The organism is Paralcaligenes ginsengisoli (genome assembly GCF_054781135.1).
Window position 1 is genome coordinate 17,984 of record NZ_BAAGUZ010000014.1, and the last position, 23,860, is coordinate 41,843.

General features: G+C 59.0%; 19 protein-coding genes and 1 other RNA gene. 2 read left to right on the top strand and 18 right to left on the bottom strand.

The genetic code is table 11. The features are described from left to right. Nucleotides 1-15: 15 nt before the first annotated feature. Entirely contained in the window at nucleotides 16-501 is a 486-nt protein-coding gene (locus tag ACYVIS_RS08920) for a DciA family protein (RefSeq protein WP_232744159.1), read from the top strand. Between the two features lie 8 nt (nucleotides 502-509). Here the strand turns inward: ACYVIS_RS08920 and lpxC are convergent, their stop codons facing one another. The 16 genes from lpxC to rnpB form a co-directional block, all read right to left on the bottom strand. Next, nucleotides 510-1,433 carry a UDP-3-O-acyl-N-acetylglucosamine deacetylase gene (gene lpxC, locus ACYVIS_RS08925; RefSeq protein WP_232744160.1) on the bottom strand — a complete coding sequence of 308 codons (924 nt, stop codon included), beginning with the start codon at nucleotides 1,431-1,433 and terminating at the stop codon, nucleotides 510-512. Nucleotides 1,434-1,696: 263 nt separating this feature from the next. After that, nucleotides 1,697-2,866 carry a cell division protein FtsZ gene (ftsZ, locus tag ACYVIS_RS08930; RefSeq protein WP_232744161.1) on the bottom strand — a complete coding sequence of 390 codons (1,170 nt, stop codon included), beginning with the start codon at nucleotides 2,864-2,866 and terminating at the stop codon, nucleotides 1,697-1,699. A gap of 173 nt (nucleotides 2,867-3,039) precedes the next feature. Further along, nucleotides 3,040-4,266: a cell division protein FtsA gene (gene ftsA / locus ACYVIS_RS08935; RefSeq protein ID WP_232744162.1), complete on the bottom strand. Its 1,227-nt coding sequence runs from the start codon at nucleotides 4,264-4,266 to the stop codon at nucleotides 3,040-3,042. A 7-nt stretch (nucleotides 4,267-4,273) separates the two neighbouring features. Beyond that, nucleotides 4,274-5,065, bottom strand: a complete 792-nt coding sequence (locus ACYVIS_RS08940) for a cell division protein FtsQ/DivIB (RefSeq protein WP_232744163.1) — start codon at nucleotides 5,063-5,065, stop codon at nucleotides 4,274-4,276. A gap of 22 nt (nucleotides 5,066-5,087) precedes the next feature. After that, a complete protein-coding gene (locus ACYVIS_RS08945; RefSeq protein WP_460873806.1) occupies nucleotides 5,088-6,035 on the bottom strand; it encodes a D-alanine--D-alanine ligase in 948 nt (315 codons plus the stop codon). Further along, a complete protein-coding gene (gene murC, locus ACYVIS_RS08950) occupies nucleotides 6,032-7,438 on the bottom strand; it encodes a UDP-N-acetylmuramate--L-alanine ligase (protein WP_232744165.1) in 1,407 nt (468 codons plus the stop codon). Before murC ends, ACYVIS_RS08945 begins: the two co-directional genes overlap by 4 nt. Further along, a complete protein-coding gene (gene murG / locus ACYVIS_RS08955; RefSeq protein ID WP_460873807.1) occupies nucleotides 7,435-8,508 on the bottom strand; it encodes an undecaprenyldiphospho-muramoylpentapeptide beta-N-acetylglucosaminyltransferase in 1,074 nt (357 codons plus the stop codon). Before murG ends, murC begins: the two co-directional genes overlap by 4 nt. Continuing rightward, nucleotides 8,505-9,698: a putative lipid II flippase FtsW gene (gene ftsW, locus ACYVIS_RS08960; protein WP_232744167.1), complete on the bottom strand. Its 1,194-nt coding sequence runs from the start codon at nucleotides 9,696-9,698 to the stop codon at nucleotides 8,505-8,507. Before ftsW ends, murG begins: the two co-directional genes overlap by 4 nt. Beyond that, a complete protein-coding gene (murD, locus tag ACYVIS_RS08965; RefSeq protein WP_460873808.1) occupies nucleotides 9,695-11,224 on the bottom strand; it encodes a UDP-N-acetylmuramoyl-L-alanine--D-glutamate ligase in 1,530 nt (509 codons plus the stop codon). Before murD ends, ftsW begins: the two co-directional genes overlap by 4 nt. Further along, complete coding sequence (gene mraY / locus ACYVIS_RS08970; protein WP_232744169.1) at nucleotides 11,221-12,393, bottom strand: phospho-N-acetylmuramoyl-pentapeptide-transferase; 1,173 nt, start codon at nucleotides 12,391-12,393, stop codon at nucleotides 11,221-11,223. The genes murD and mraY overlap by 4 nt, the downstream gene beginning before the upstream one ends. After that, complete coding sequence (gene murF / locus ACYVIS_RS08975; RefSeq protein WP_460873809.1) at nucleotides 12,383-15,172, bottom strand: bifunctional UDP-N-acetylmuramoyl-L-alanyl-D-glutamate--2,6-diaminopimelate ligase MurE/UDP-N-acetylmuramoyl-tripeptide--D-alanyl-D-alanine ligase MurF; 2,790 nt, start codon at nucleotides 15,170-15,172, stop codon at nucleotides 12,383-12,385. The genes mraY and murF overlap by 11 nt, the downstream gene beginning before the upstream one ends. Next, nucleotides 15,169-16,902 (bottom strand): peptidoglycan D,D-transpeptidase FtsI family protein, encoded by a 1,734-nt coding sequence (locus tag ACYVIS_RS08980; protein WP_460873810.1) that lies wholly within the window; start codon nucleotides 16,900-16,902, stop codon nucleotides 15,169-15,171. The genes murF and ACYVIS_RS08980 overlap by 4 nt, the downstream gene beginning before the upstream one ends. Continuing rightward, complete coding sequence (gene ftsL, locus ACYVIS_RS08985; RefSeq protein ID WP_460873811.1) at nucleotides 16,899-17,246, bottom strand: cell division protein FtsL; 348 nt, start codon at nucleotides 17,244-17,246, stop codon at nucleotides 16,899-16,901. The genes ACYVIS_RS08980 and ftsL overlap by 4 nt, the downstream gene beginning before the upstream one ends. Further along, the gene (gene rsmH, locus ACYVIS_RS08990) at nucleotides 17,246-18,316 is read right to left on the bottom strand and encodes a 16S rRNA (cytosine(1402)-N(4))-methyltransferase RsmH (protein ID WP_232744173.1); all 1,071 of its coding nucleotides are present in this window, start codon (nucleotides 18,314-18,316) and stop codon (nucleotides 17,246-17,248) included. The genes ftsL and rsmH overlap by 1 nt, the downstream gene beginning before the upstream one ends. A gap of 8 nt (nucleotides 18,317-18,324) precedes the next feature. After that, entirely contained in the window at nucleotides 18,325-18,753 is a 429-nt protein-coding gene (mraZ, locus tag ACYVIS_RS08995) for a division/cell wall cluster transcriptional repressor MraZ (RefSeq protein ID WP_232744174.1), read from the bottom strand. A 292-nt stretch (nucleotides 18,754-19,045) separates the two neighbouring features. Next, an RNA gene (gene rnpB, locus ACYVIS_RS09000) (RNase P RNA component class A) lies at nucleotides 19,046-19,455 on the bottom strand. Between the two features lie 182 nt (nucleotides 19,456-19,637). On the opposite strand from rnpB, the gene ACYVIS_RS09005 reads away from it, so the two are divergent. Beyond that, nucleotides 19,638-21,443: an ATP-binding cassette domain-containing protein gene (locus tag ACYVIS_RS09005; RefSeq protein ID WP_460873812.1), complete on the top strand. Its 1,806-nt coding sequence runs from the start codon at nucleotides 19,638-19,640 to the stop codon at nucleotides 21,441-21,443. Between the two features lie 42 nt (nucleotides 21,444-21,485). Here ACYVIS_RS09005 and pyrC read toward each other — a convergent pair whose 3' ends face one another. Together pyrC and ACYVIS_RS09015 are read right to left on the bottom strand one after the other, a co-directional pair. Further along, on the bottom strand, nucleotides 21,486-22,553 hold the full coding sequence (gene pyrC, locus ACYVIS_RS09010; RefSeq protein ID WP_460873813.1) for a dihydroorotase: 1,068 nt from the start codon (nucleotides 22,551-22,553) through the stop codon (nucleotides 21,486-21,488). Nucleotides 22,554-22,589: 36 nt separating this feature from the next. Next, nucleotides 22,590-23,789 (bottom strand): M20 aminoacylase family protein, encoded by a 1,200-nt coding sequence (locus ACYVIS_RS09015; protein ID WP_232744177.1) that lies wholly within the window; start codon nucleotides 23,787-23,789, stop codon nucleotides 22,590-22,592. Between the last annotated feature and the right edge of the window lie 71 nt (nucleotides 23,790-23,860).

A 23,860-nucleotide genomic window follows, 5' to 3' on the forward strand; every position in this document is an offset into this window, starting at 1 on the left:
ACTGACAAGTCGCGCATGCCCCAGACTCCCGATCGACGATCCCGAGATAAATCCTTACCCGCCAACCTTTCTGCAATCAGTTGGCTGGGTAGCGATCGGCATGGCGCTGATGTTTTAACGACGGCACGCATGTTGCTATCAATAGAACATGCGGCCAAAAAAATATTGCCCCCTGCGATTGCGCAGGTTTGTCGAGTAGCGCGTATAGACAGACAGCAAGTCACGCTGGCGGTTCCCAGCGCGGCGCATGCGGCAAAGCTTCGACAATTGGCCCCCCGAATTGTTCAACTGCTAACGGAGGGTGGATGGAACCTTAACGAAATTAATGTCAGGGTTCAAGCTGGCTTGTTACAAAACCAGACAAAAGCAGCACCCATCAAAGAAGTGGTGCCACTCGATAATAACGCTTTACGCGCATTTGAAACGTTACAAAATAACTTGCGCCCCGGCCCGCTGGCCGACGCCGTAAAACGCCTGCTGGCGCATCATCGGCACCCGTAACGCCGAGATCAGGCGAACTTCCACTCGTTGGTGAAAGCCTTGGGCGCCGTGGCACTGGATTCGTAGGTAATCATCTCCCAGGCATCCTGTTGGGCCAGCAAGGCCCGCGCCAGCCTGTTATTCAGGCTATGGCCCGACTTGCAAGCCACATAGCGCGCCACCAGCGGCTTGCCGATCAGATATAAATCGCCGATAGCGTCAAGAATTTTATGCTTGACGAACTCGTCGTCGTAGCGCAAGCCATCGGAATTCAATACCCGGTATTCATCCATGACAATGGCGTTGTCAAGGCTGCCGCCGCGAGCCAAGCCCGCCGCGCGCAAAGCTTCAACCTCGCTCACGAATCCGAAGGTGCGGGCCCGCGCAATGGTTTTGGCGTACGAATCCTTGGAAAAATCGACTTCGGCGAAATTGGCCGTGGAGTCGATGGCCGGATGATGAAAGTCGATGGCAAACGACAGGGCGAAGCCATCGTAGGGTTCCAGGCGAGCCCACTTCAATTCCTGGCCTTCGCCTTCCTGCACCTCGATGGTTTTCAGCACCCGCAGGAATTGCTTGGCAGCCGCCTGTTCCTGAAGGCCTGCCGAGCGCAACAAGTAAACGAAAGTCCCGGCGCTGCCATCCATGATGGGAACTTCTTCGCCGGTAAGATCGATATGAAGGTTGTCGATGCCCAGGCCGGCCAGAGCCGACATGAGGTGCTCGACAGTCGATACCCGCACATTGCCCTGCTGCAGCACCGAAGCCATGCGAGTATCGCCGACCCGATTTGCCTGGGCCGGAAAATCCACGACTTCGGGCAGATCGACGCGATGAAACACAATACCTGTATTGGGGGCTGCGGGGCGGAGCGTAATTTCAACTCGACGACCAGAGTGCAGGCCCACACCTTTGGTACTGATGGATTTTTGTATGGTGCGTTGGCGTAACATAAATAAAAGACCAGAATTCAAACAGCTGGCGCGACCACTTTGGCAGCGTACTCGTCATTGTAACAAGAATACGTATCAATCCCTTAAATTTTTGTAAGTCCTGGCAACGTCTGCGGACCGCCGGCCATCGCAATGGCTGCGGTTGATACGCGGCGGCACGCCCTCCCGGGGATATAGGAAGACGTGCCGTCGGATCGGTACGGGCGTTTCGCCCGCCTCATCGCTGTGAGGGCTGCCTGAACAGCCTTGGGCCGGATTTCTGTCTAGTCGGCCTGTTTGCGCAAAAACGCCGGTATGTCGAAATGATCCATGCCGGCGGTTTCCAGCGCCCGCACCTGTGCGGAAGCCTGGCTGCGCGGATTGCGAATCACTGCGGGCACGTCGGAATTGGCAAAACCTCCCATCAGGGGCAGATTATCGGTGCCGGTGCGATACACTTCGGCCGAATTCGACACGAGTTGAGGACGCGTGGAAGCAGCCGTGCGGCCCAAGCCGGTTGCGACCACCGTAACACGCAAGTTTTCACCCATGGATTCGTCGTAGGCCGTCCCGAAAATCACCGTGGCATCTTCAGCGGCGTAGCTGCGGATGGTATCCATGATTTCGCGCGTTTCGCGCATTTTAAGGGTACGGCTGGCAGTGATATTCACCAGCATGCCACGGGCTCCGTGCAAATCGACGCCTTCCAGCAACGGGCATGCAATGGCCCGCTCGGCAGCCACACGGGCGCGGTCGGCCCCGGCGGCGATGGATGTGCCCATCATGGCCTGGCCCTGTTCGCCCATAATGGTCTTGACGTCTTCGAAGTCGACGTTCACATTGCCTTCGACATTGATGATCTCGGCAATTCCGGCGCACGCATTGTGCAATACGTCGTCGGCCGACTTGAAGCAGTCTTCCTGAGTGGCGTCGTCGTCCATCAATTCGTAGAGATTCTCGTTCAGCACGACAATCAGCGAATGCACATGCTTGGACAACTCGGCAATACCGTCTTCCGCCATTTTCAGGCGCTTGGCGCCTTCGAAGGAGAATGGCTTGGTTACGACCCCGACGGTCAGAATGCCAAGTTCCTTGGCAACTTCGGCAACCACGGGACCCGCTCCGGTTCCTGTGCCGCCACCCATGCCGGCTGTAATGAACACCATATTCGCACCCGTCAATGCGGCACGAATTTCTTCTCTTGCGGTTTCGGCCGCGGCGCGGCCCTGCTCAGGCTTGGCGCCTGCACCCAGGCCTGTGCGACCCAGACGGATTTGCACAGGGGCTTCGCTGGCAACCAATGCCTGGGCATCGGTATTGGCGCAAATAAAATCCACACCGTTGACGCCGGAACGGATCATGTGCGCCACGGCGTTGCCGCCAGCACCACCCACACCGACTACTTTGATAACGGTACCATTGGCATTGCTATCGAGCATTTCAAAATTCATCATGATTGACTCCCTCACATTTCCTGAAAACGATAAAAGCGTATAAATTTCCCCAGTACTACTTACCTTGCCGGAAATCGCTTCAAAGGAGATGCCAGTTGCATGACTCGCACCAAATTTGAAACGCCTCCCGAAGACAGGACAAAAAACCACCTGTCTATTAAGGCCATAAGGCCCTAATTCATAAACCACTCCTTCATGCGCGATAAAAGGCTTTTGAAACTCCCTTTTTGTTGCGCGACCTTGCGACCGCGTGCACGCTGCAAACGCGCCTCGGATAACAAACCCATGACGGTTGAAAAGCGTGGGTTGTGCATGACATCGGCCAGACTACCCTGGTAATCGGGCACCGCAACACGCACCGGTTTTAAGAAAACATCCTCGGCCAGCTCGACAATGCCGGGCATCAGGGCCGTACCGCCGGTCAGGACCACGCCCGACGCCAGCAAATCCTCGTAGCCGGACTCACGCACGATTTGCTGCACAAACGTAAACAGCTCCTCGATCCGGGGCTCTATGACCGCGCCCAAAGCCTGCCGCTTGACCTGGCGGTTGGGCCGGTCGCCCAGGCCCGGCACTTCGACATGATCCTCGGCACTGGCCAATACCTGCTTGGCGATCCCGAAACGCAACTTGATTTCCTCCGCGTCCGGGGTCGGTGTGCGCAGCATTGCCGCGATATCGCTGGTGATCTGATCGCCCGCGATAGGCACGACAGCGGTATGGCGTATCGCCCCGCCGGTATAGATCGCGATATCGGTGGTGCCGCCGCCGATGTCGACCAGCACCACGCCCAGCTCCTTTTCGTCGGAGGTCAGGCAGGCCATGCTGGAGGCCAAGGGCTGCAAAATAAGGTCCTGGACTTCGAGACCGCAGCGGCGCACGCACTTGACGATATTTTGTGCCGCGCTGACCGCGCCCGTAACGATATGCACACGCACCTCGAGGCGCAGGCCGCTCATGCCTATCGGTTCGCGTATATCTTCTTGCGAATCGACGATGAACTCCTGCGTCAACACGTGCAATACCTGCTGATCGGTAGGTATATTCACGGCTTTGGCGGTTTCAATCACGCGGGCCACGTCGGTCGCAGTGACCTCTTTGTCCTTGACCGCGACCATGCCGCTCGAGTTGAAACTCGTGATGTGGCTGCCGGCGATACCGGTATACACCTCACGAATCTTGCAGTCGGCCATGAGTTCAGCCTCTTCGAGCGCGCGCTGAATCGAATTTACGGTCGACTCGATATTGACCACGACGCCTTTGCGCATCCCCTGGGACTCATGCTGGCCCAGGCCAAGCACTTCGAAACGCCCTTCCGGCAATATTTCAGCCACCACCGCCACCACTTTGCTGGTGCCGATATCGAGTGCAACGATCAGATCCTTGATGTCACGGGTCATAGTTTTTCTATTTAGTAGAGGTAGGAGAAACAGGAGCCAACGTAATAGCAAACCCGTTGGAGTAACGTAAATCGGCACTGCGTACGGCACGACCGCCAAGCCGTTGCATAAGCACCGGCCAGGTTTTTACAAAACGTTCGATGCGCGCCGCGAATGGCAGCGCGCCGGAGCGGCCGTGAGGATCGGCCACGTCGGCGGCCGGATCGCGGCCCAGGCTCAGACGCACGCCATCCGACAATTCGACATCCCACGCATAACGCGGGCTGAGCGTAATTTGCTTGACATGCAAGTTGAGCGGCGCAAACCAGCGAGCCAGCTCGGCATAGCGCTGCACCACCAAGCGCTCGGACTGGGCCGGGCCATAAAAATGCGGCAAATTGGCATCGTCGGGAAGTTCACCCTGGTTGGCGCTGAAAGCCTCGCCCCAGGTGTTGATCATTTGATTCTCGTTCCACAATGCCAATGGTTGCTGCTCTTCTATTTGAACCCGCAAAGTATTGGGCCACACGCGCCGAATCTGCGCACGGCGCACCCATGGTACGGTTTCCAACAATTTGCGCGTGTCGTTAAGATTTACCGTAAAGAAATTTCCTGCCAACCTCCCGGCTATTGTCGCCCGCACACTGGTCGCCGAGACGTAATTCAATGTATCCGCTTGCATCGGTTCAATCTGGATTTGGGTAATCGCGAAATACGGCCGCTGCGCGACCCAGAGTACGACGCCCAAGATCAACGCCAATACCGCCAGCAAAGCCAGCGAATTGGCAATGAAGTTGGTTAGGCGGGCGTCGTTAAACACGATTACATTTTCTCCTGTCGTTTCAAGCCGCGGGCGGCGCAAGTACTTTGCACGAGGCGCTGGCCAGGATCGTCACGCACAAATCGACATAACTCATCCCGGCAGCCTTGGCTCCCATCGGAACGAGCGAGTGGCTCGTCATTCCGGGAGAGGTATTCATTTCCAACAGCCAAGGCCTGTCATCGGCATCGAGCATGAAATCTGCGCGTCCCCATCCCTCGCACCCCAAGGCCACATAGGCCCGTTCCGCCAAGGTCATGATTTCCCGGGTCAGCGCCGTGTCGAGTTTGGCCGGACACACATACTGCGTGTCATTCGACACATATTTGTGCTCGTAGTCGTAATTGCCTTGAGGTGCCACGATCTCGACTATCGGCAAGGCACGCGCCCCCTTGCCCTTGCCGAGTACCGGCACGGTGAGTTCACGGCCCGAGATAAACCGTTCGGCGAGAATCTCCGCATCGTACCGGGCGGCCAGACGATAGGCGGCGCTCAATTCTTCGAGCTTCCCGACCTTCGTCACTCCCAGCGTCGACCCTTCATGCGGCGGCTTGATGATCAGCGGCAAGCCGATTGCGGCAACGACCTCATCGAGATCGGAGGACTCCGTCAATATTGCGAATCCGGGTGTCGGCAAATTCTGTTCGAGCCAGACTTTCTTGGTCATGATCTTGTCCATGGCAAGACTGGATGCCAAGGGGCCGCTGCCGGTGTAAGGCAACTGCAGCAGCTCGAGAGCGCCTTGCAGAGTGCCGTCCTCGCCGTAACGGCCATGCAGCGCAATAAACACGCGATCGAAACCTGCATTGGCCAGGTCGACCAGGCTTTGCTTGCCCGGGTCGAACAGATGGGCGTCGATACCCACGCTGGTCAGCGCCGCATGTACGCCCTGGCCGGACATGAGCGATACCTCGCGCTCGGCCGAACAGCCTCCATACAACACTCCGACGCGCCCAAAATTTTCGCTCATGCCAACTCTCCTATGCGGGCCGGAACCTTGCTGATCGAGCCCGCACCCATGACGATGACCACATCGCCATCCTGTACAAAATCCAGTATCGCCTGAGGCAAATCGACGACATCTTCGACGAACAGGGGTTCGACTTTGCCTGCCACACGAATTGCGCGGCTCAGGGCGCGCCCATCGGCGGCGACCAAAGGAGCCTCGCCGGCCGGATAGACATCCGTCAGGAGCACCGCGTCGGCCGAGCTCAGGACACGCACGAAATCTTCGAAGCAGTCGCGTGTACGCGTATACCGATGCGGCTGGAACGCCAGGACGATACGACGCTCGGGCCACGCCCCGCGGGCGGCATCCAGCGTCGCCGCCATCTCGACCGGATGATGTCCGTAGTCGTCGATCAGAGTGAATGCGCCGCCATTGCGCTGGTCGGATACGGCGAATTCGCCAACCTGCGTAAAGCGGCGCCCTACGCCGTTGAAAGCGGCAAGCGCCCCGGCAATGGAGCTGTCGGCCACGCCCAGCTCCGTGGCGACGGCAATTGCCGCCAGTGCATTCAGGACATTGTGCTTGCCAGGCAGATTCAGGGTGATCGACAGTCGGGGCAGCATCCCGGCGGCGCTGCGGCGCTCCACGTCGAAATGCATGGTGGTTCCGTCCGCCCGCAGATTGACGGCACGTACCTGGGCATCGGGATTGACGCCATAAGTCGTGATTGGACGCGAAACGAAAGGCATGATTTCACGCACATTGGCATCGTCGCTGCACAATACGGCACTGCCGTAAAACGGCAGCTTGTGCGTAAATTCGATGAAAGCGCTCTTGAGACGGGCTACGTCATGCCCATAGGTATCCATGTGGTCGACGTCGATGTTCGTCACGATCGCCATGACGGGCAACAAGTTCAAGAACGACGCATCGGATTCGTCCGCCTCGACGACAATAAATTCTCCCTGCCCCAGACGGGCATTGGCGCCCGCTGAATTCAGGCGCCCCCCGATAACAAAGGTTGGATCCAGGTCTCCCGCCGCCAGCACGCTGGCCACGAGACTGGTGGTCGTGGTCTTGCCATGCGTGCCCGCCACCGCAATACCGCGCTTGAGACGCATGAGCTCTGCCAGCATCAGGGCACGGGGCACAACCGGAATGTGCGCCGCCCGAGCGGCCAGGACCTCGGGGTTGTCGGCGGTGACGGCCGTCGATGTCACAATGGCGCCGACCCCACGTATATTTTCAGCCGTATGGCCGATCGAGACCTTCGCGCCAAGACCGGCGAGCCGACGTGTTACAGCCGACTCCTGTATATCGGATCCGCTGATGGCATAGCCCAGGTTCAACAACACTTCGGCAATGCCGCTCATGCCCGACCCGCCAATACCTACAAAATGAATGCTTTGAATTCTGTGCTTCATGCCCGACTCCTTAACGCTTGCTCACAGGCATCGGCAATCTGCTGTGTCGCATTCAGGCACGCGTGCTCGTGGGCATGCTGTGCCACGGCGGCCAATTCCGTGCGTGAACGCGCACGCAACCACTGAGCCAGCCAATCCGCCGAGAATTCCGCCTGGCTTTGCAGCCAGCCCCCTTGGCAGTCGCTCAGGTAACGGGCATTGGCCGTCTGATGATCGTCAATCGCGTTCGGCAGTGGAATAAACAGGGCCGCCACACCGACTGCGGCTACTTCAGCCACGGTCATGGCTCCAGCGCGGCAAATCAACAAATCGGCGTCGGCCAGGGCCGCCGCCATATCGTCGATAAAGGCATGGCACTCAGCCTGGACCCCGGCACTTTCATAAGCCGCGCGCAAACCGGCCAAATGCCGCTCTCCCGCCTGATGTACGACCACAGGCCGGTCGTCGACGGCGATCTGCGCCAGCGCCAGCGGCACTATCTTGTTCAGGGCCTGCGCCCCCAGGCTGCCGCCCACCACCAGCAGGCGCAATGCACCCTGACGAGCGCTGTAACGCTGCTGCGCCGGTGTCAATCCAGTCAGGCTGCGGCGGACGGGATTGCCTACCATAATGGCTCCGGGCAAGGACCCCGGAAAACCCACCAATACTTTCTTGGCCATTTTCGCCAGCCATCGATTGGCGGTACCGGCCACGGCGTTCTGCTCATGTATCACAAGCGGGATACGGCGCAAGGCCGCCATCAAGCCGCCGGGAAAAGCAACATAGCCACCCATGCCCAGCACCACATCCGGGCGAATTGCCTTCAGGCTGGCGAACGTCCGCCGGCATGCGCAGGCCAACGCGAAAGGCAATTTCAGCAAAGCCATCGGGCCCTTCCCCCGTACGCCGCCAAAACGCAGCGATACCAGTTCAAATCCCTGCTGCGGCACCAGCCGGCCTTCCATGCGATCGGGATCGCCCAGCCACACGATCCGCCAGCCGCGGCTTTGCATCTCGTGGGCCACGGCCAGTCCCGGCATGATGTGCCCACCCGTACCGCCAGCCATGATGAGCAAGGTGCGCATACTCATGTCCGCTTGCCCCGCATCATATTGCGATTTTCATGATCCACCCTCAACAGCAAGGCAATCGCGCACAGGTTCATGACAATCCCGGAGCCGCCGTAGCTCACCATTGGCAGAGTCAACCCCTTGGTAGGCAGCAGTCCCACACACACACCCACATTGATGAAGGTCTGCACGCCGAACCACAGCGCAACACCCTGGGCCACCAGGCCATTGAAAATGCGTTCCATGGCAATCGATTGCCGGCCAATGTCAAAACCGCGCCACACAAGAAACACAAACAGGGAGAGCAGACACATCAGGCCCACAAAGCCCAGCTCCTCACCGATGACGGCAACAATAAAATCGGTGTGCGCCTCCGGAAGGTAATGCAGTTTCTCGATGCTGGCCCCAAGACCCACGCCAAACCATTCCCCACGCCCCAAGGCAATCAAGGAATGAGACAACTGATAAGCGCTGCCGTAGGCATTGTCGGGATTCCAGGGGTCGAGATAGGCAAACAGGCGCCCGCGCCGCCACGGAGACAACCAGATCAGCGCCAGGAAGCTGCCGAACAGAATGGCCAGCAGGCTCGAAAACAGCTTGCCATTGATACCGCCTATGAACAGAATACCCACGGCAATCGCCACGATCACCATGAACGCGCCCAGATCCGGTTCGAGCAGCAGCACTATGCCGACCGCGGCAAGGGCGAAAGACATGGGCAAAAAACCCCGGAAAAAATTCTGCATATGTTCTTGCTTGCGCACCGTGTAATCGGCGGCATAGAGCAAGATGGTGATCTTCATGAGCTCCGAAGGCTGAAAATTGAGCGGCCCCAGAGGCAGCCAGCGACGCGCGCCATTCACTTCCCGGCCTATGCCGGGCACCAGCACAACGAGCAACAGCAACAAACTGATCAGGAACAAGGGCACGGCAAATTTCTGCCACACCTGCATGGGTATGCTGAGTACGAAAGCGGCGCATAATAGCCCTGCACAAATGAACATGCCGTGCCGGCCCACAAAATAGAAGCGGCCATAGCTTTCATAACGCGGCCCATCGGCCAGGGCAATCGAGGCCGAATACACCATGAGCAATCCAAACAGCAACAGTGCCACGGCAGTAATCACTATGGCAACATCGAAATTCGGCATCGTGGTGCGGCCGGGACGCACGGCGTTGACGCCGGAACTCAGATCCCCAAATACGCTCATGTCAGCTCTCCTTGCTCAAGAGCCAGCGCCTGAACAGCCTCAACAAAAACCCGGGCACGATCGCCATAATTTTTAAACATATCCATGCTGGCGCAGGCCGGCGATAACAATACGGCATCGCCCTCCCGGGCCAGGGCAAAGCCGCGGGCCACGGCCTGCTCCATGGACTCGGCCTGCTCGAGCGGAACACCGCAGGACGCCAAAGTCTGGGCAATCAAGGGGCCGTCCTGGCCAATCAGCACCACCGCCCGGGTGTGCTCTCGAACCACTTTCACCAAGGGCGAAAAGTCCTGGCCTTTCCCCAGGCCGCCAGCAATCAATACAACGGTCTGGCCCAGACCATCGAGCGCGGCTACCGTAGCGCCGACATTGGTTCCCTTGCTGTCTTCGACAAAGGCGACACCCCCAATGCTGCGCACGAACTCCACCCGATGAGGCTCGCCGCGATAATCTCGAAGCGCCGGCAAGATACCGGCCCAAGCCAGGCCCAGGCATCGCACCAACGCCAGCGCCGCCAAGGCATTCAAGGCATTATGCGTGCCTCGGACCCGCAAGGCATCGACCGGGATCAGGCGCGTCATGCGGCCCGTTTCGCGCGGCGGCTCGGCATCGTTCTTTTTCCGTTTTGGCTTGGCGGCCGGTACGTCGAAATCCAATGCCTCGGCGACCGCCAGCCAACGGACTTCGTGGCTGCTTTCAATACCAAGATCGCCCTCGATCACAGGCACATCGCGACCGAACGAACGCACGGATTGCGCCTTGACATCGGCCACCATGGCTGCAACCACAGGGTCGTCGCGGTTGATGACCACGACTTTTGCCATCTTCACCAGCCTGGCCTTGGCCGCCGCATAGGCGTTCAGGGACCCATGCCAGTCAAGGTGGTCCTGGCTGATATTCAACACAGCAGCCGCATCCGCTGCCAGAGTATGGGTTGCGTCAAGCTGAAAACTCGACAGCTCCAGTACCCAGACCTCGGGCAGATCGTCGGCTGCCAAGGCTTCGCGCAAGGCCGTCAATGCAGCCGGGCTGATATTGCCCGCCGCGCGCGCCTTCAGGCCGCCCGCCTCGCACAATTGCCGCGCCATGGCGGTCACGGTTGTCTTGCCATTGGTGCCGGTTACCGCCAGCACTTTCGGCTGGTAGCCCTGTTCGGCCATATCAGACAATGCACGGGCAAAAAGCTCGATTTCGCCAAGGACTTCAATGCCGCGCTCGGCAGCCAAGGCCAGAAATGACCGTACCGGTTCGTCCCGAGGAGAAAGCCCGGGACTGAGGACGACCATAGATACATCCAGCAAAGCATCTTCGACCAATGCATCGGCGCCAAACCGGCACTCGGCCGCCGCTTCCCCCAACTGCTCGCGCAAGGCGGGCCAGGCACCCGGCTGCTCACGGGTATCGAGTACCCTCAGCCGGGCTCCGCGATCGGCGCACCAGAGAGCCGCCGCCACGCCCGTCTCGCCCAATCCGAGGATCAGGACAAGAGAACCGGCAGGTACCGAGGGAAAAGACATCGTAGTCATCGTAATTTCAATGTTGCCAAGCCAAGAAGCACCAACATCATGCTGATAATCCAGAAACGCACCACAACCTGGGTTTCCTTCCAGCCGCCTACTTCAAAATGATGATGCAATGGAGCCATGCGCAAAATGCGCCGGCCTTGCCCATACCGTTTCTTCGTGTATTTGAAATAGGTCACCTGCAGCATCACCGAAAGGGTTTCTGCCACAAACACCCCTCCCATGATGAACAGGACAATTTCCTGACGCACAATGACGGCGATTGTGCCGAGGGCGCCGCCGAGTGCAAGCGCCCCCACATCGCCCATGAACACCTGGGCCGGATAAGCGTTGAACCACAAAAATGCCAAGCCTGCTCCGGCAATCGCCGCGCACAGAACCATCAGCTCCGACGCGCCGGGAATATACGGGAAGAGCAGGTATTTCGAGTAATCGACCCGTCCCACGACATAGGCAAAAATCCCCAGGGCGCTGCCCACCATGACGGTAGGCATGATCGCCAGCCCATCCAGGCCATCGGTCAGATTGACGGCGTTGCTGGTACCGACGATCACGAACCAGGTCAGCGCGGCGAAACCGAATGCACCCAGCGGGTAGCTGACGCTTTTGAAGAACGGCACAATCAGATCGGCGCGAGTCGGCAAGGACATGGTAAAGCCACTCACCACCCAATCGCGGAACAAGGGCCATAAGTCGGCATTGGCCGGCGCTGAAACAGCAAAAGTCAGGTAAATGGAGGCGATAAGGCCAACCAGGGCCTGCCAGAAAAATTTTCGGCGCGAAGACATTCCTTCCGGATCGCGATTGACCACCTTTTTATAGTCGTCGGCCCAACCGATCCAGCCAAAGCCAAACGTCACCAGCAATACCACCCACACAAAACGGTTAGTCCAGTCGGCCCACAACAGCGTGCTGACCGCGATCGAAATCAGAATCAGGGCCCCCCCCATGGTCGGCGTGCCGGTTTTCTGCAAATGCGATTCGGGCCCGTAGCTGCGGACTGCCTGGCCGATTTTCAATTCAGTCAATTTGCGTATCACACGGGGCCCGGCCACCAAACCGATGAATAGAGCCGTGCCGCACGCCAGCAACGCTCGAAACGTAATGTATTCAACGACGCCAAAGGCGCGGATGTGGGCATCGGACAGCCAACGTGCTAATTCAAGTAGCATGGCGCGCCTCGCTTTCTTGTTGCTTGAGTTGTTTTTGCAGCGCCTGCACCACTCTTTCCATGCGAGTGCTGCGGGATCCTTTCACCAGAATGTTCGCGGGCAGAAGCTCCAGCAAATCGGCGACCAGGGCCTCGATCGAATCGAAGGCCCGAACCGTCCCTCCAAACGCGGCGGCCGAATTCCTGGCTGCCGGCCCAAAAGTCAACAGCTCATCGATAGTCTGTTCGCGCGCATAGGCCCCGACTTCGGCATGCATGGCAGGCCCATTTTCGCCAACCTCGGCCATATCGCCCAGAACGAGTATTTTTTTGCCATCCAGACGCGCCAGCACATCGATGGCGGCCCGTACAGAGTCCGGATTCGCGTTATACGAATCATCGATAAGCTGCCGGCCATCGGCCAGCAAATAGGGCTGCATGCGGCCCGCAACCGGATTGAAACGAGCCAGGCCTTCCACTATGGCGACCAATGGCGCTCCCGCGGCGCAGGCGCAAGCCGCCGCTGCCAGGGCGTTGCGCAGGTTATGCACGCCCGGAGCCACAAGCGTCAGTGCGGCAACTCCAACAGGCGTATGCAACTGGCACTGTGTGCCTCGAGCCTCGGCATGAATCTGATCGGCATACACATCGAAGTGTGGTTCAAACCCGAACAACAGGGTTTTGCGCTCACCCGCGAGCCGCTTCCACACGGGGGTATACAGATCATCACCGGGGAAAACCGCCACACCATCGTCCGGCAAGGCGCTCAGAACCGCACCGTTTTCAATCGCGACAGCCTCGACGGAATGCATGAACTCCTGGTGCTCGCGCTGGGCATTGTTCACCAGCGCCACCGTGGCTTGTGCCATATCGGCCAAGCCGGCGATTTCGCCCGGATGATTCATTCCCAGCTCGAACACCGCGGCGGAATGCGAAGGGCGCAAACGCAGCAGTGTCAGCGGCACGCCGATATCGTTGTTCAAATTGCCCGCCGTGGACAAAGACGCCTCGGCACCCACCCATGCCAGCAGGATCGCGGCGACCATTTCTTTGGTCGTCGTTTTGCCATTGCTTCCGGTCACCGCAATGGCCGGCAAATGAAACTGGCGGCGCCATGCCGATCCGGCCTTGATCAGGGCCGCGCGTGTATCGCCCAATTCGAATTGCGGCAAGGTAATGTTCGTGTCGCGCCGGGACACAATGGCTGCGCAGGCTCCTGCCAATTGCACCTGAGCCAGATACCGGTGGCCATCGAAAGACTCACCTTTGAGGGCAACAAAGATCTGGCCCGGAAGGATGCTTCGCGAATCGGTCGAGACTGTCATTCCACGCAGCCAGGTCACGGCAAAACGAGCCCATTCGCGATCATCGAAAGGAATGCGCGTATTCTTGAATTCCTGGTAGGTTTCATGCCCCTTGCCCGCGAGCAGCACCACATCGTTGGGCTTCGCACCCCAGATCGCCGCAAGAATAGCGCTGGCACGATCCAGTTCGATCTGCGGCCGGGCCGGCATGCCGGCGACGATCTGATCGACAATCGCGTGCGGGTCCTCGGCACGCGGATTATCGTTGGTCAGGATGACGGAATCGGCCAGCTTGCCGGCTATCCCGCCCATGATGGGACGCTTGCCGCTGTCGCGGCTGCCACCGCAACCGAACACACATACCAGGCGTCCGTTTCGTACACGGGCGACTTCGCGTAAAGACTGCAAGGCACGTTCCAGCGCATCCGGCGTATGCGCATAATCGACCACCACCAGGGGTGTTGCAATCGATGCATCGCCGCCATCGCAAGGCTCAACGACCTGCAATCGCCCCTCGACAGAGCGCAATGTAACCAACACCCGGGCTATGCGCGCCAAGCCCCAGCCCAGTTCACGCAATACTCCGGCGACCAGCAGCAAATTGGAAATATTGTGCTCGCCCACCAGACGAGTCACGATTTGGGCCGCGCCATCGGGCATGAGCAAATTGAAAATCAGGCCGTAGCTTCCTGTTTGAACATCCTGCGCCTGCACGGCGGCGGCGCTGTCGCGCTTGAGCGAATATCCCAGCCGATCGGAGACGGCCACCGACGCATACAATTCCTTTCCCGCGGCATCGTCTACATTGACAATTACCGCGCGCAAAGCCGGCCAGCCGAACAGTGCAAACTTGGCGGCCTTGTAGTTCTCCAGGGTCTGGTGATAGTCGAGATGATCGCGCGTCAGATTGGTAAACCCGGCAATCTCGATGTGAACATGGTCTAGGCGCCCCTGCTCGATGCCTATGGAAGACGCCTCGAGCGCGACCGCCTTGCCGCCGGCATCGCGAATGGCGGCCAGGCTGCGGTGCAAGGTCAGTACATCGGGCGTCGTCAAGGCCCCGCCCAGATTCGCTCCATTGGGGAGCGTTACTCCCAAAGTCCCTACCGTGCCGCAAGGCACGCCTTCCAGATTCAGGGCTGCCGCGATCCACTGCACTGTCGTGGTCTTGCCATTGGTACCCGTGACGGCGATCACCGACATGACGCTCGAAGGCTCTTCGTACCAGGCGTGGGCGATCGAGCCCAGCAGCGCCTGCAAGCCCTGGATTTCAAGCATGGGCGCCGACTGCTCGAGGACAGCACCGTCGCCGGCCTGCATCACTATGGCCGCGGCACCGCGGGCAATCGCATCGCGTATGTATTGCCGCCCATCGTCCGCCAGGCCGGGGCAGGCAAAAAACACATCGCCCCGCGCCACTTGGCGTGAATCCAGGCAAAGATGCGCCGTGCGCGCGACATGCTCTTTCAGCCAGCCGATTATCTGTTGCGCCGTCATCGCCGCACCCCGTGAGGAGAGCCGACCGCCACCAGGGAATCGACTGGCGCATCAGGCTGAACCCCAAGCCGGCGCAGAGTGCTGCCCATCACACTGGCGAATACGGGTCCCGAGATGACGCTGCCATAATAACCACCGACATGCGGCTCATCGAGCGAGACAGCCACCACGACACGAGGATTGGACACCGGCCCGAAGCCGACGAAAGACCCTCTATATAGAGACTTGCTGTAGTGACCGTTGACGATCTGACGCGCCGTCCCGCTCTTGCCCGCCACACGGTAGCCGGGAACCTTTTGCTTGGCGCCCTCGGGACCTGCGGCCGCCTCCAGCATGGCCCGGATCAGGCCAGCCACTTGCGGGGTGAACACCTGCACGCTGGTCGCCTTGCCCTTGCGCTTTAACAAAGTCAGTGAAACCATGTCGCCGTTGCGCGCAAACACCGTGTAGGCATGGGCGATTTGCAATAGCGACACCGACAAGCCGTAGCCATAGGCCATGGTGGCCCGCTCGATGGGGCGCCAGCGCTCCCAGGGACGCAGGCGTCCGGACGCAACACCTGGGAAATTGGCCTGCGGGGCGCGGCCGAAACCCAACTCGGTAAAGTTGTTCCACATTTCCTGCGAGGTCAGCAATTCGGAAATCATCGTCATGCCAATATTGCTGGAACGGCGCAAAATTCCAGCCACGTTCAAGGTGCCATTGCTGCTGACATCGGTGATCGTGGCGCCTTGATACCGATAATGCCCATTGCCGGTATTGAACATCGTCGAGGTCGTGATCCGCCCCAGGCTCAAGGCCAAAGCCGCCGTGAACGGCTTCATGATAGAGCCGGGCTCAAATGTGTCGGTAATCACCCGGTTGCGCAACGCCGCACCTTTGCGGTCTTCGCGATCGTTCGGATCGTAGGAAGGGAGATTCGCCAACGCCAGAATTTCGCCGGTGCGCACGTCGACGATGATGCCAGCCGCCGCCTTGGCCTGGTGCTCGTCCTTGGCTTTTTTAAGCGCGCTGAAAAGATCGAACTGCAAACCGGCATCGATCGACAAGCTCAAATCCTGCCCATTGACGGGCGGGACAACAGCCTGCACGTCTTCAACCACACGACCAAGGCGATCCTTGATTACCCGGCGGCTGCCCGGACGGCCGGAAAGCTCGGAATTGAACGCCAGTTCAATGCCTTCGATGCCCTGATCTTCGATGTTGGTGAAACCCACCACGTGCGCCGCAATGTCGCCCTCGGGGTATGAACGCCGCATTTCTCCCTGCTGATGAAAACCGGGAACCTTCAGTTCCTTGATTTTTGCCGCCACATCAAGCGGCACCTGGCGCTTGATGTAGACAAAATTCTTGTCCTCATCAACCAGGCGGCTTTGTATGTCCTTGACCGGCATATCGAGCAATTTGCCCAGCGCCGCCAGTTGTTCGGGCGTGGCATCCTTGGCATCTTCCGGGATAGCCCAAATGGCGCGAGCGGGAACGCTTGACGCCAGCACCACCGAACCGCTGCGGTCGAATATCTTGCCACGCGTGGCGGGCAGGACCAGTGTGCGCTCGTAACGCCGCTCGCCTTGCTGCTGCAGGAATTCGGTGGACAGCCCCTGCAAATAAAGCGCCTTGACGGCAAGCGCCACAAAGCCCAGCATCAGCAAGATCAACACCAGGCGCGAGCGCCACAAAGGCATCTGCACATTGAGCACCGGGCTGTCATAGAACCGGACTCGCTTCATGGCTTCCTCCGGGAGGATCGAGCCGCCGCGGCAGGCGCGACGGGCGCGACGGGCGCGGCGGCAGCGGGTGGAGCGGCAGCGGGCCCATCTTTAATATATATTGTGCGGCCCGGCGTTACGTTGATCATTTTCAGCTCGCCACGAGCCGTGCCGTCGATACGGGCGTTGCGCGCCAATTCGGCGCGCGCGAGCTGGAGACGCCGCCAATCGGTATCCAGATCGCGCGCCTTGGTCGCCAGACGATCGGATACCACAAATAGTTGGCGCGACTGAAAGCGCGCCGTCACCAGGGAAATCGCGGAAAACATCAATAAGGCGGCAACTATTGCAATCAGCCGGACCATTATTTTCTCCCCCTTTTGTGATGCGCAGCCGGTTCGGGACCCAGGCGAATCGCATTGACAAAAGAAGCGCCCTGATCAGGCGGCAAAGGAATATTGGTACGTTCAGCCACACGCAGGACCGCCGAACGGGACCGGGCATTGGCCGCCACTTCTTCGGCGGAAGGCAGGACTCGGCCCAGTGAATTCAGTATGGGCTGCGGCAGGTCTTTCTCGAAAATCGGCAGGCGGGCGTGCGCCGCCGCCGGCCGCGCGGCCGCCGCAATGCACTGCTTCACCATGCGATCTTCCAGAGAATGAAAACTGATCACCGCAAGCCGCCCCTTTGGTGCCAGAACTCTTAAAACTGCCGCGAGGGTGAACGCGAGTTCTTCGAGTTCCTGATTGAGGTAAATCCGTAAAGCCTGAAAGGTACGAGTGGCCGGGTGTTGACCCTTTTCGCGCGTACGGACGACACTGGCGACGAGCTCGGCGAGGTCGAGCGTTGTGCGCAGCGGCCTGGATTCGCGGCGAGCAATAACCGCCTTTGCAATCTGGAAAGCAAACCGTTCTTCGCCATATTTAGCTATGACCTCCCGTATCTCTTCAACACTGGCTTGCGCCAGCCATTCCGCGGCCGTCAAGCCGCTGCTTGTATCCATCCGCATATCGAGGGGGCCTTCACGCATGAAGGAAAACCCGCGACTTGCATCATCTATCTGCGGAGATGAAATCCCCAAATCCAGCATTACGCCATCGGCACCCGCTATGCCCAAGGCGCCGAGCTGCTCCGGCATCGACGCAAAACCGCCATGTATCACCTGAACGCGCGGATCCTCGGCTTGCAGAACTCGCGCCGCGACAATAGCTTCGGGATCTTTGTCGAACACCACCAGCCTTGCGTCATGCGCCAACTTCGACAGTAGCAAGCGACTATGCCCGCCACGACCGAAGGTGCCATCCACAAAAACACCGCTTAACCGCGCCGAGGAATCGTCCTCTGTGTGCCCACGTCTGGCCTTCCCGCCGAAATGCGGATCCACCAGGGCATTAACCGTAGGCTCTAGCAGCACGGGTCGGTGCAAAAACTCCATGACCTACTTCAGAACGAAAACTGATCTAATGCGTCGGGCATGCCTTTGGCCAGGTCTTCCGCCTCTCGGCGAGCCCACTCGGCCGCATCCCATAATTCGAAATGGCTTCCCATCCCTAAAAGCATGACTTCACGGGTCAGGCCGACAGCGGCCCGAAGCTCGGGCGCGACCAGGATACGTCCGGCACCATCCATATCGACATCTTGCGCATTGCCCAGCAGCAAACGCTGCAGAGGCCGCGCCGACATTGGAAAGGCGGCGATCTGTTCACGCTTCTTTTCCCAAACCGACCGTGGATAAACAAGCAAGCAGCCATCAGGGTGACGCGTCAGGGTCAAACGACCCTCTACCTGCGACACGAGCGCGTCACGATGCCGAGTCGGGATGGAGACCCGACCCTTGACATCCAACGTGAGCGCACTGCTACCCTGAAACACCACTTTACCTCCACTTTTTTACACTAAATCCTACTTTTCCCCACTCTACGGGAACACGCGCAGCAGGTCAAGCGCTCAGTTGCAATTTTTTCAATGACAACAAGCACTTAGCATCAATCTATAAAAAGTGGAAAATAGAAATCCGTAGATAAATCAAGAAATTGCAGGTTTATCTAGAAGTCGTTCATGAAGAGAAAACAGGGAAAAAGATTTTTTGTATTTTCAATTTCTAACATTCAGCGCCACCAGGCCCGAACCGCTGCGGCATGGGTATCCCTGTGGAAAACAATAAAGGCGGGACAGGTCTGTAGGCCGGATTCTGTACGCCAGGCAAGCCTGGCGGGCAATCATTCCTCTGCGCAAGACATTGCTGCCCTGCTCTAGCCATCTACCCGCATACTCGAGCGAGCCGCCCTTCGGACCCGAGGGCCCACGTATGCCTATTTGATGTTGCTCCGGATAGAGGTTGCCGCGTTTCACCCTGCAGCGCCATGGCCTGTTCCCAGACCATGCAGCACGGAAGTAGCCGTGCCGGTGCATGCCAGGCATGCCCACGCCGCAGACTCGTCTCTGTGGCCCTGTTCCTCGGCCGCCTGACATACCGGAGTATGACAAGCGCCGGACGGCCGTTAGCCGCTATCCCGCTCTGTGGAGTCCGGACCTTCCTCGATATCGAAATACCGCGATTGCCCAACCTGCCCCGCACCCGCATTGTATAGGACAGTGGCAACTCTGGCCGCCCGCAAGCTCGGACGCCCATTTAAATAACGGCCTTGCGAGGTGTTTGCGTCATGCTTCGACAGGGCGGGCCAGAACGCAATTTCTTCAAACTGCGACAATAGCGGTTTGCTGCTTGCCGATTATTGCTACCCACCACAGGATTTATGGCTGTTACCACTCTTGTTACCCTGACCGACGCGCAACTCGCATATGGGCATCATCCCCTGCTCGATCACGCCAATTTTGCCATTCAGCCTAACGAGCGCATAGGCCTGATCGGCCGTAACGGAGCGGGAAAATCATCGCTCCTGAAGGTCCTTGATGGGCGTACGCTGCCCGACGATGGCGAAGTCATGCGCCTGGGCGGGCTCAAGATTGCCACTGTTGAACAGGAACCCGATCTCGACGAATCGCTGACCGTGTTCGAGACGCTGTGCGGCAATATCAATGACAGCGAAGACTGGCGACGCCCGTCCCGGGTACAGGCCCTGATTGATCAATTGGGTTTGAGTTCGGACGCCAGCATCGCCGACTTGTCCGGAGGAACCCGCAAACGCGTCGCGCTGGCCCGCGCCCTGGCCGACGAGCCTGATTTGCTGCTGCTGGACGAGCCCACCAACCATCTGGACTTCGACGGCATCGCATGGCTGGAAACGCTGCTGCTCAATGCCCGCTGCAGCGCGATCATTATTACTCATGATCGGCGTTTTCTGGATGCAGTCGCCACCCGCATCGTCGAGCTCGACCGGGGTCAACTCTTCAGCTTCCCCGGAAATTTCTCAGCCTGGCAAGAACGCAAAGCGCAATGGCTGGAAGCCGAAAAGCAGCAAAGCGCCAAATTAGACAAAGTACTGGCCCAGGAAGAAGTCTGGATACGTAAAGGAGTGGAAGCCCGGCGCACTCGCAACGAAGGGCGCGTACGCCGCCTCGAACAATTGCGGCGCGACCGGGCGGCCAGGCGCGAACGCGTCGGCAACGTCAGCCTGGCTGTCGCCGAAGGACAGCGGTCGGGCAAGATGGTGGCTGAACTGGAAAACGTCAGCCAACATTATGGCGAACGGACCATCATCCGAAACCTGTCCACCACTATCCTGCGGAAGGACCGCATCGGCCTGATCGGCGCCAACGGCGCCGGTAAGACCACCTTGCTGAAAATCATACTCGGTCAGTTGGAGCCCAGCTCGGGACAAGTACGCCTGGGAACCAATCTGTCGATCGGCTACTTCGATCAGATGCGCTCGCAGCTCGACGAAACGGCAACCCTGGCCGACACCATCAATCCCGGCAGCGAGTGGATTGAAATCGGCAATCAGCGCAAGCACGTCATGAGCTATCTGGAAGACTTTCTGTTTCCAGCCGCCCGGGCGAATTCGCCGGTGCAGAGCCTCTCGGGAGGCGAGCGCGCCCGCCTGGTCCTGGCCAGGCTTTTCGCCCGCCCCACCAATGTGCTGGTCATGGATGAACCCACCAACGATCTGGATATCGAAACGCTGGAATTGCTGGAAGAACTGCTTCAGGATTATGCGGGAACAGTGCTGCTGGTCAGCCACGACCGGGCTTTCCTGGACAATGTGGTCACTCAAACCATTGCCGCGGAGGGCGATGGGGAATGGCGGGAGTACGTGGGCGGTTACGACGAATGGCTCGCGCAGCGCCCCGCGCCGACAGACAAGTCCGCCGATGATAAAGGCAGAAAAATCGAAGCCGCGCCTGCGGAACGCCCAAAACCGCCCAAGCCCAGCAAAATCAATGCCTGGGAATTGCGAGAACTCGAAGGTTTGCCCGAAGCTATCGCCCAGGTCGAAGCGCAGCAGGCAGAGCTGGCCGCCAAACTGGCCGACGCAAGCCTGTATCGCGATGCGCCCGGCGAAGTCGAGAAAATCAACGAGCAGTTGCACACGCTCGAGAACAAGCTGACCGCATTGTTCGCCCGCTGGGAAATCCTGGAAGAAAAACGCGGCGATTCGTGACAGCGCGATTACGCCATCGCCTCTATGCGTCCAATCTTGGCGCTATGAACCGTCCGCTATCCGCCAGCCCAGCGATTCGCCGGCCGCCAGGGGAACCAGGGTATCGTTGCCCATGGACAACTCAGCCGGAATCTCGTAATGCGCCCGATTCAACGTCAGCGTCCCCTGATTGACAGGCAAACCATAAAACGCCGGCCCGTTCAGGCTGGCAAAGGCTTCCAGCCTATCTATCCGGCCAACCGAATCGAAAGCCGTGGCGTACAACTCCATGGCATGCAGGGCCGTGTAGCAGCCCGCGCAACCACAGGCATGTTCTTTGAGCACCTTGGGATGCGGGGCGCTGTCGGTGCCCAGAAAAAAACGCCGGCTATCGCCCGTGGCCGCTTCGACCAGGGCCTGCCGATGCGTTTCACGCTTTAAAACCGGCAGACAATACCAGTGAGGCCGCATTCCGCCCAAAAACAGCGCATTGCGGTTATACAGCAGGTGATGCGCGGTGATTGTCGCGGCAATAGGCCCCTCGGCATCGCGTACGTATTCGGCACCCTGCCGAGTGGTGATGTGCTCGAACACGACCTTGAGCTCAGGCAGTGCTTTACGCAGGGGAATCATGACTCGATCGATAAAGACCGCCTCGCGATCGAACAGATCGATATCCTTGTCGGTGACCTCGCCATGCACCAGCAAAGGCATGCCTGATTTTTGCAGCGCCTCCAGGGCAGGCCTGCAGCGCCCCAGCAAATCGGTGACACCGGCGTCTGAATTGGTGGTAGCCCCGGCCGGGTAGAGCTTGACGCCGTGCACGGCTCCGGAAGCCTTGGCTGTGGCGATCTCTTGAGCCGAGGTGTTATCGGTCAGATACAAGGTCATGAGCGGAGTGAAACTGCCTTCCCCGATTCCCGCCCGGGCCAGGGCGGCGATAATTCTGTCGCGGTAGGCCAGGGCCAGCGCGGTCGTCGTGACCGGCGGTTTCAAATTCGGCATGATGATGGCGCGGGCAAACTGGCGCGCCGAATCGGGCACCACGGCGTCCAGCACCGCACCATCGCGCAAATGCAGATGCCAGTCGTCGGGGCGAACAATAGTCAGTGAGTCGGTGGCGTTTTGCATTGGATCAAATCGGGCCGTCGGGAACAAAGGATGGAATTATGACGCATTCGCCAAAGGCATGCTGCGCTCGACCAGACGGCAGAACATGGCGCTTCCTACCGGGATCACCGCATCGTTGAAATCGAAAGCGGCATTATGCAAGACACATCCCTCTTCGGCGCCGCCCTGACCCAGGCGGAAATACGCGCCGGGACGCTGTTGCAGCATGAAGGAAAAATCTTCCGATCCCATCGACGGAACCAGATTGGGCACCACATTCTCGGCGCCAAACAGTTCGGTGGCGACCTCGGCCACAAATGCCGCGTGCTCGGGTGTATTGACCGTCGCCGGGAACAGGCGATGGTATTTCATTTCTATCCTGGCTTTGAATGCCGCGGCAATACCCGCCACCATCTCTTCCATGCGCTGTATGACTTGCTCTTGGACCTTGGGGCTGAAGGTGCGCACGGTGCCCACCATATGAGCGTCTTTGGGAATGACATTCATCGCCTGCAAATTGCCCGCATTGACTGCGGCTACTGTAACCACGGCCGAATCGGGTGCCGGCACATTGCGCGATACGATGGTTTGCAATGCGGTGATCAGTTGGGCCGCAATCACGATGGGATCGTTCGTTTGATAAGCGTGGGCGCCGTGACCGCCCCGCCCTTCGATGTGTATTTCAAAATGGTCGGCGGCCGCCATCATGGGCCCCGGGCTGACTCCTATTACTCCCGCAGGCAGCCCCGGCCAGTTATGCAAACCGTAAATGGCGTCGCAGGGAAAGCGGTCGAACAAGCCATCGTCGAGCATCGCCTTGGAGCCGCCCAAGCCCTCTTCGGCCGGCTGGAAAATCAGCACCACCTTACCGTCGAAATTGCGAGTCTCGGCCATGTAGCGCGCCGCGCCGAGCAAGACGGTAGTATGACCATCGTGCCCGCAAGCATGCATTACCCCGGCATTCGTCGACGCATAAGCATGCTTGCCCTGTTCAAGTATCGGCAGTGCATCCATATCGGCTCGCAGGCCGATGCAGCGGCCCATGGTGTTGCGGCGACCTTCCAGCACCCCCACCAAACCCGTTTTGCCTATGCCGCGATGCACCTCGTAGCCCAAAGCCAGCAACGCATTGGCCACCAGATCGGAAGTCCGGGTTTCCTGGAAACCCAGCTCAGGATGAGCGTGAATATCCTGGCGTATCGAAATTAGTTCGTCGTGGAATAATTTGATCGACTCGACTATATTCTTTGCGTACATGTGTTGACACCTCAAAAACGATCGCGAAACCAGCACCCATGCTCTTTATAACAAAGGTTGCCGCCGCCACA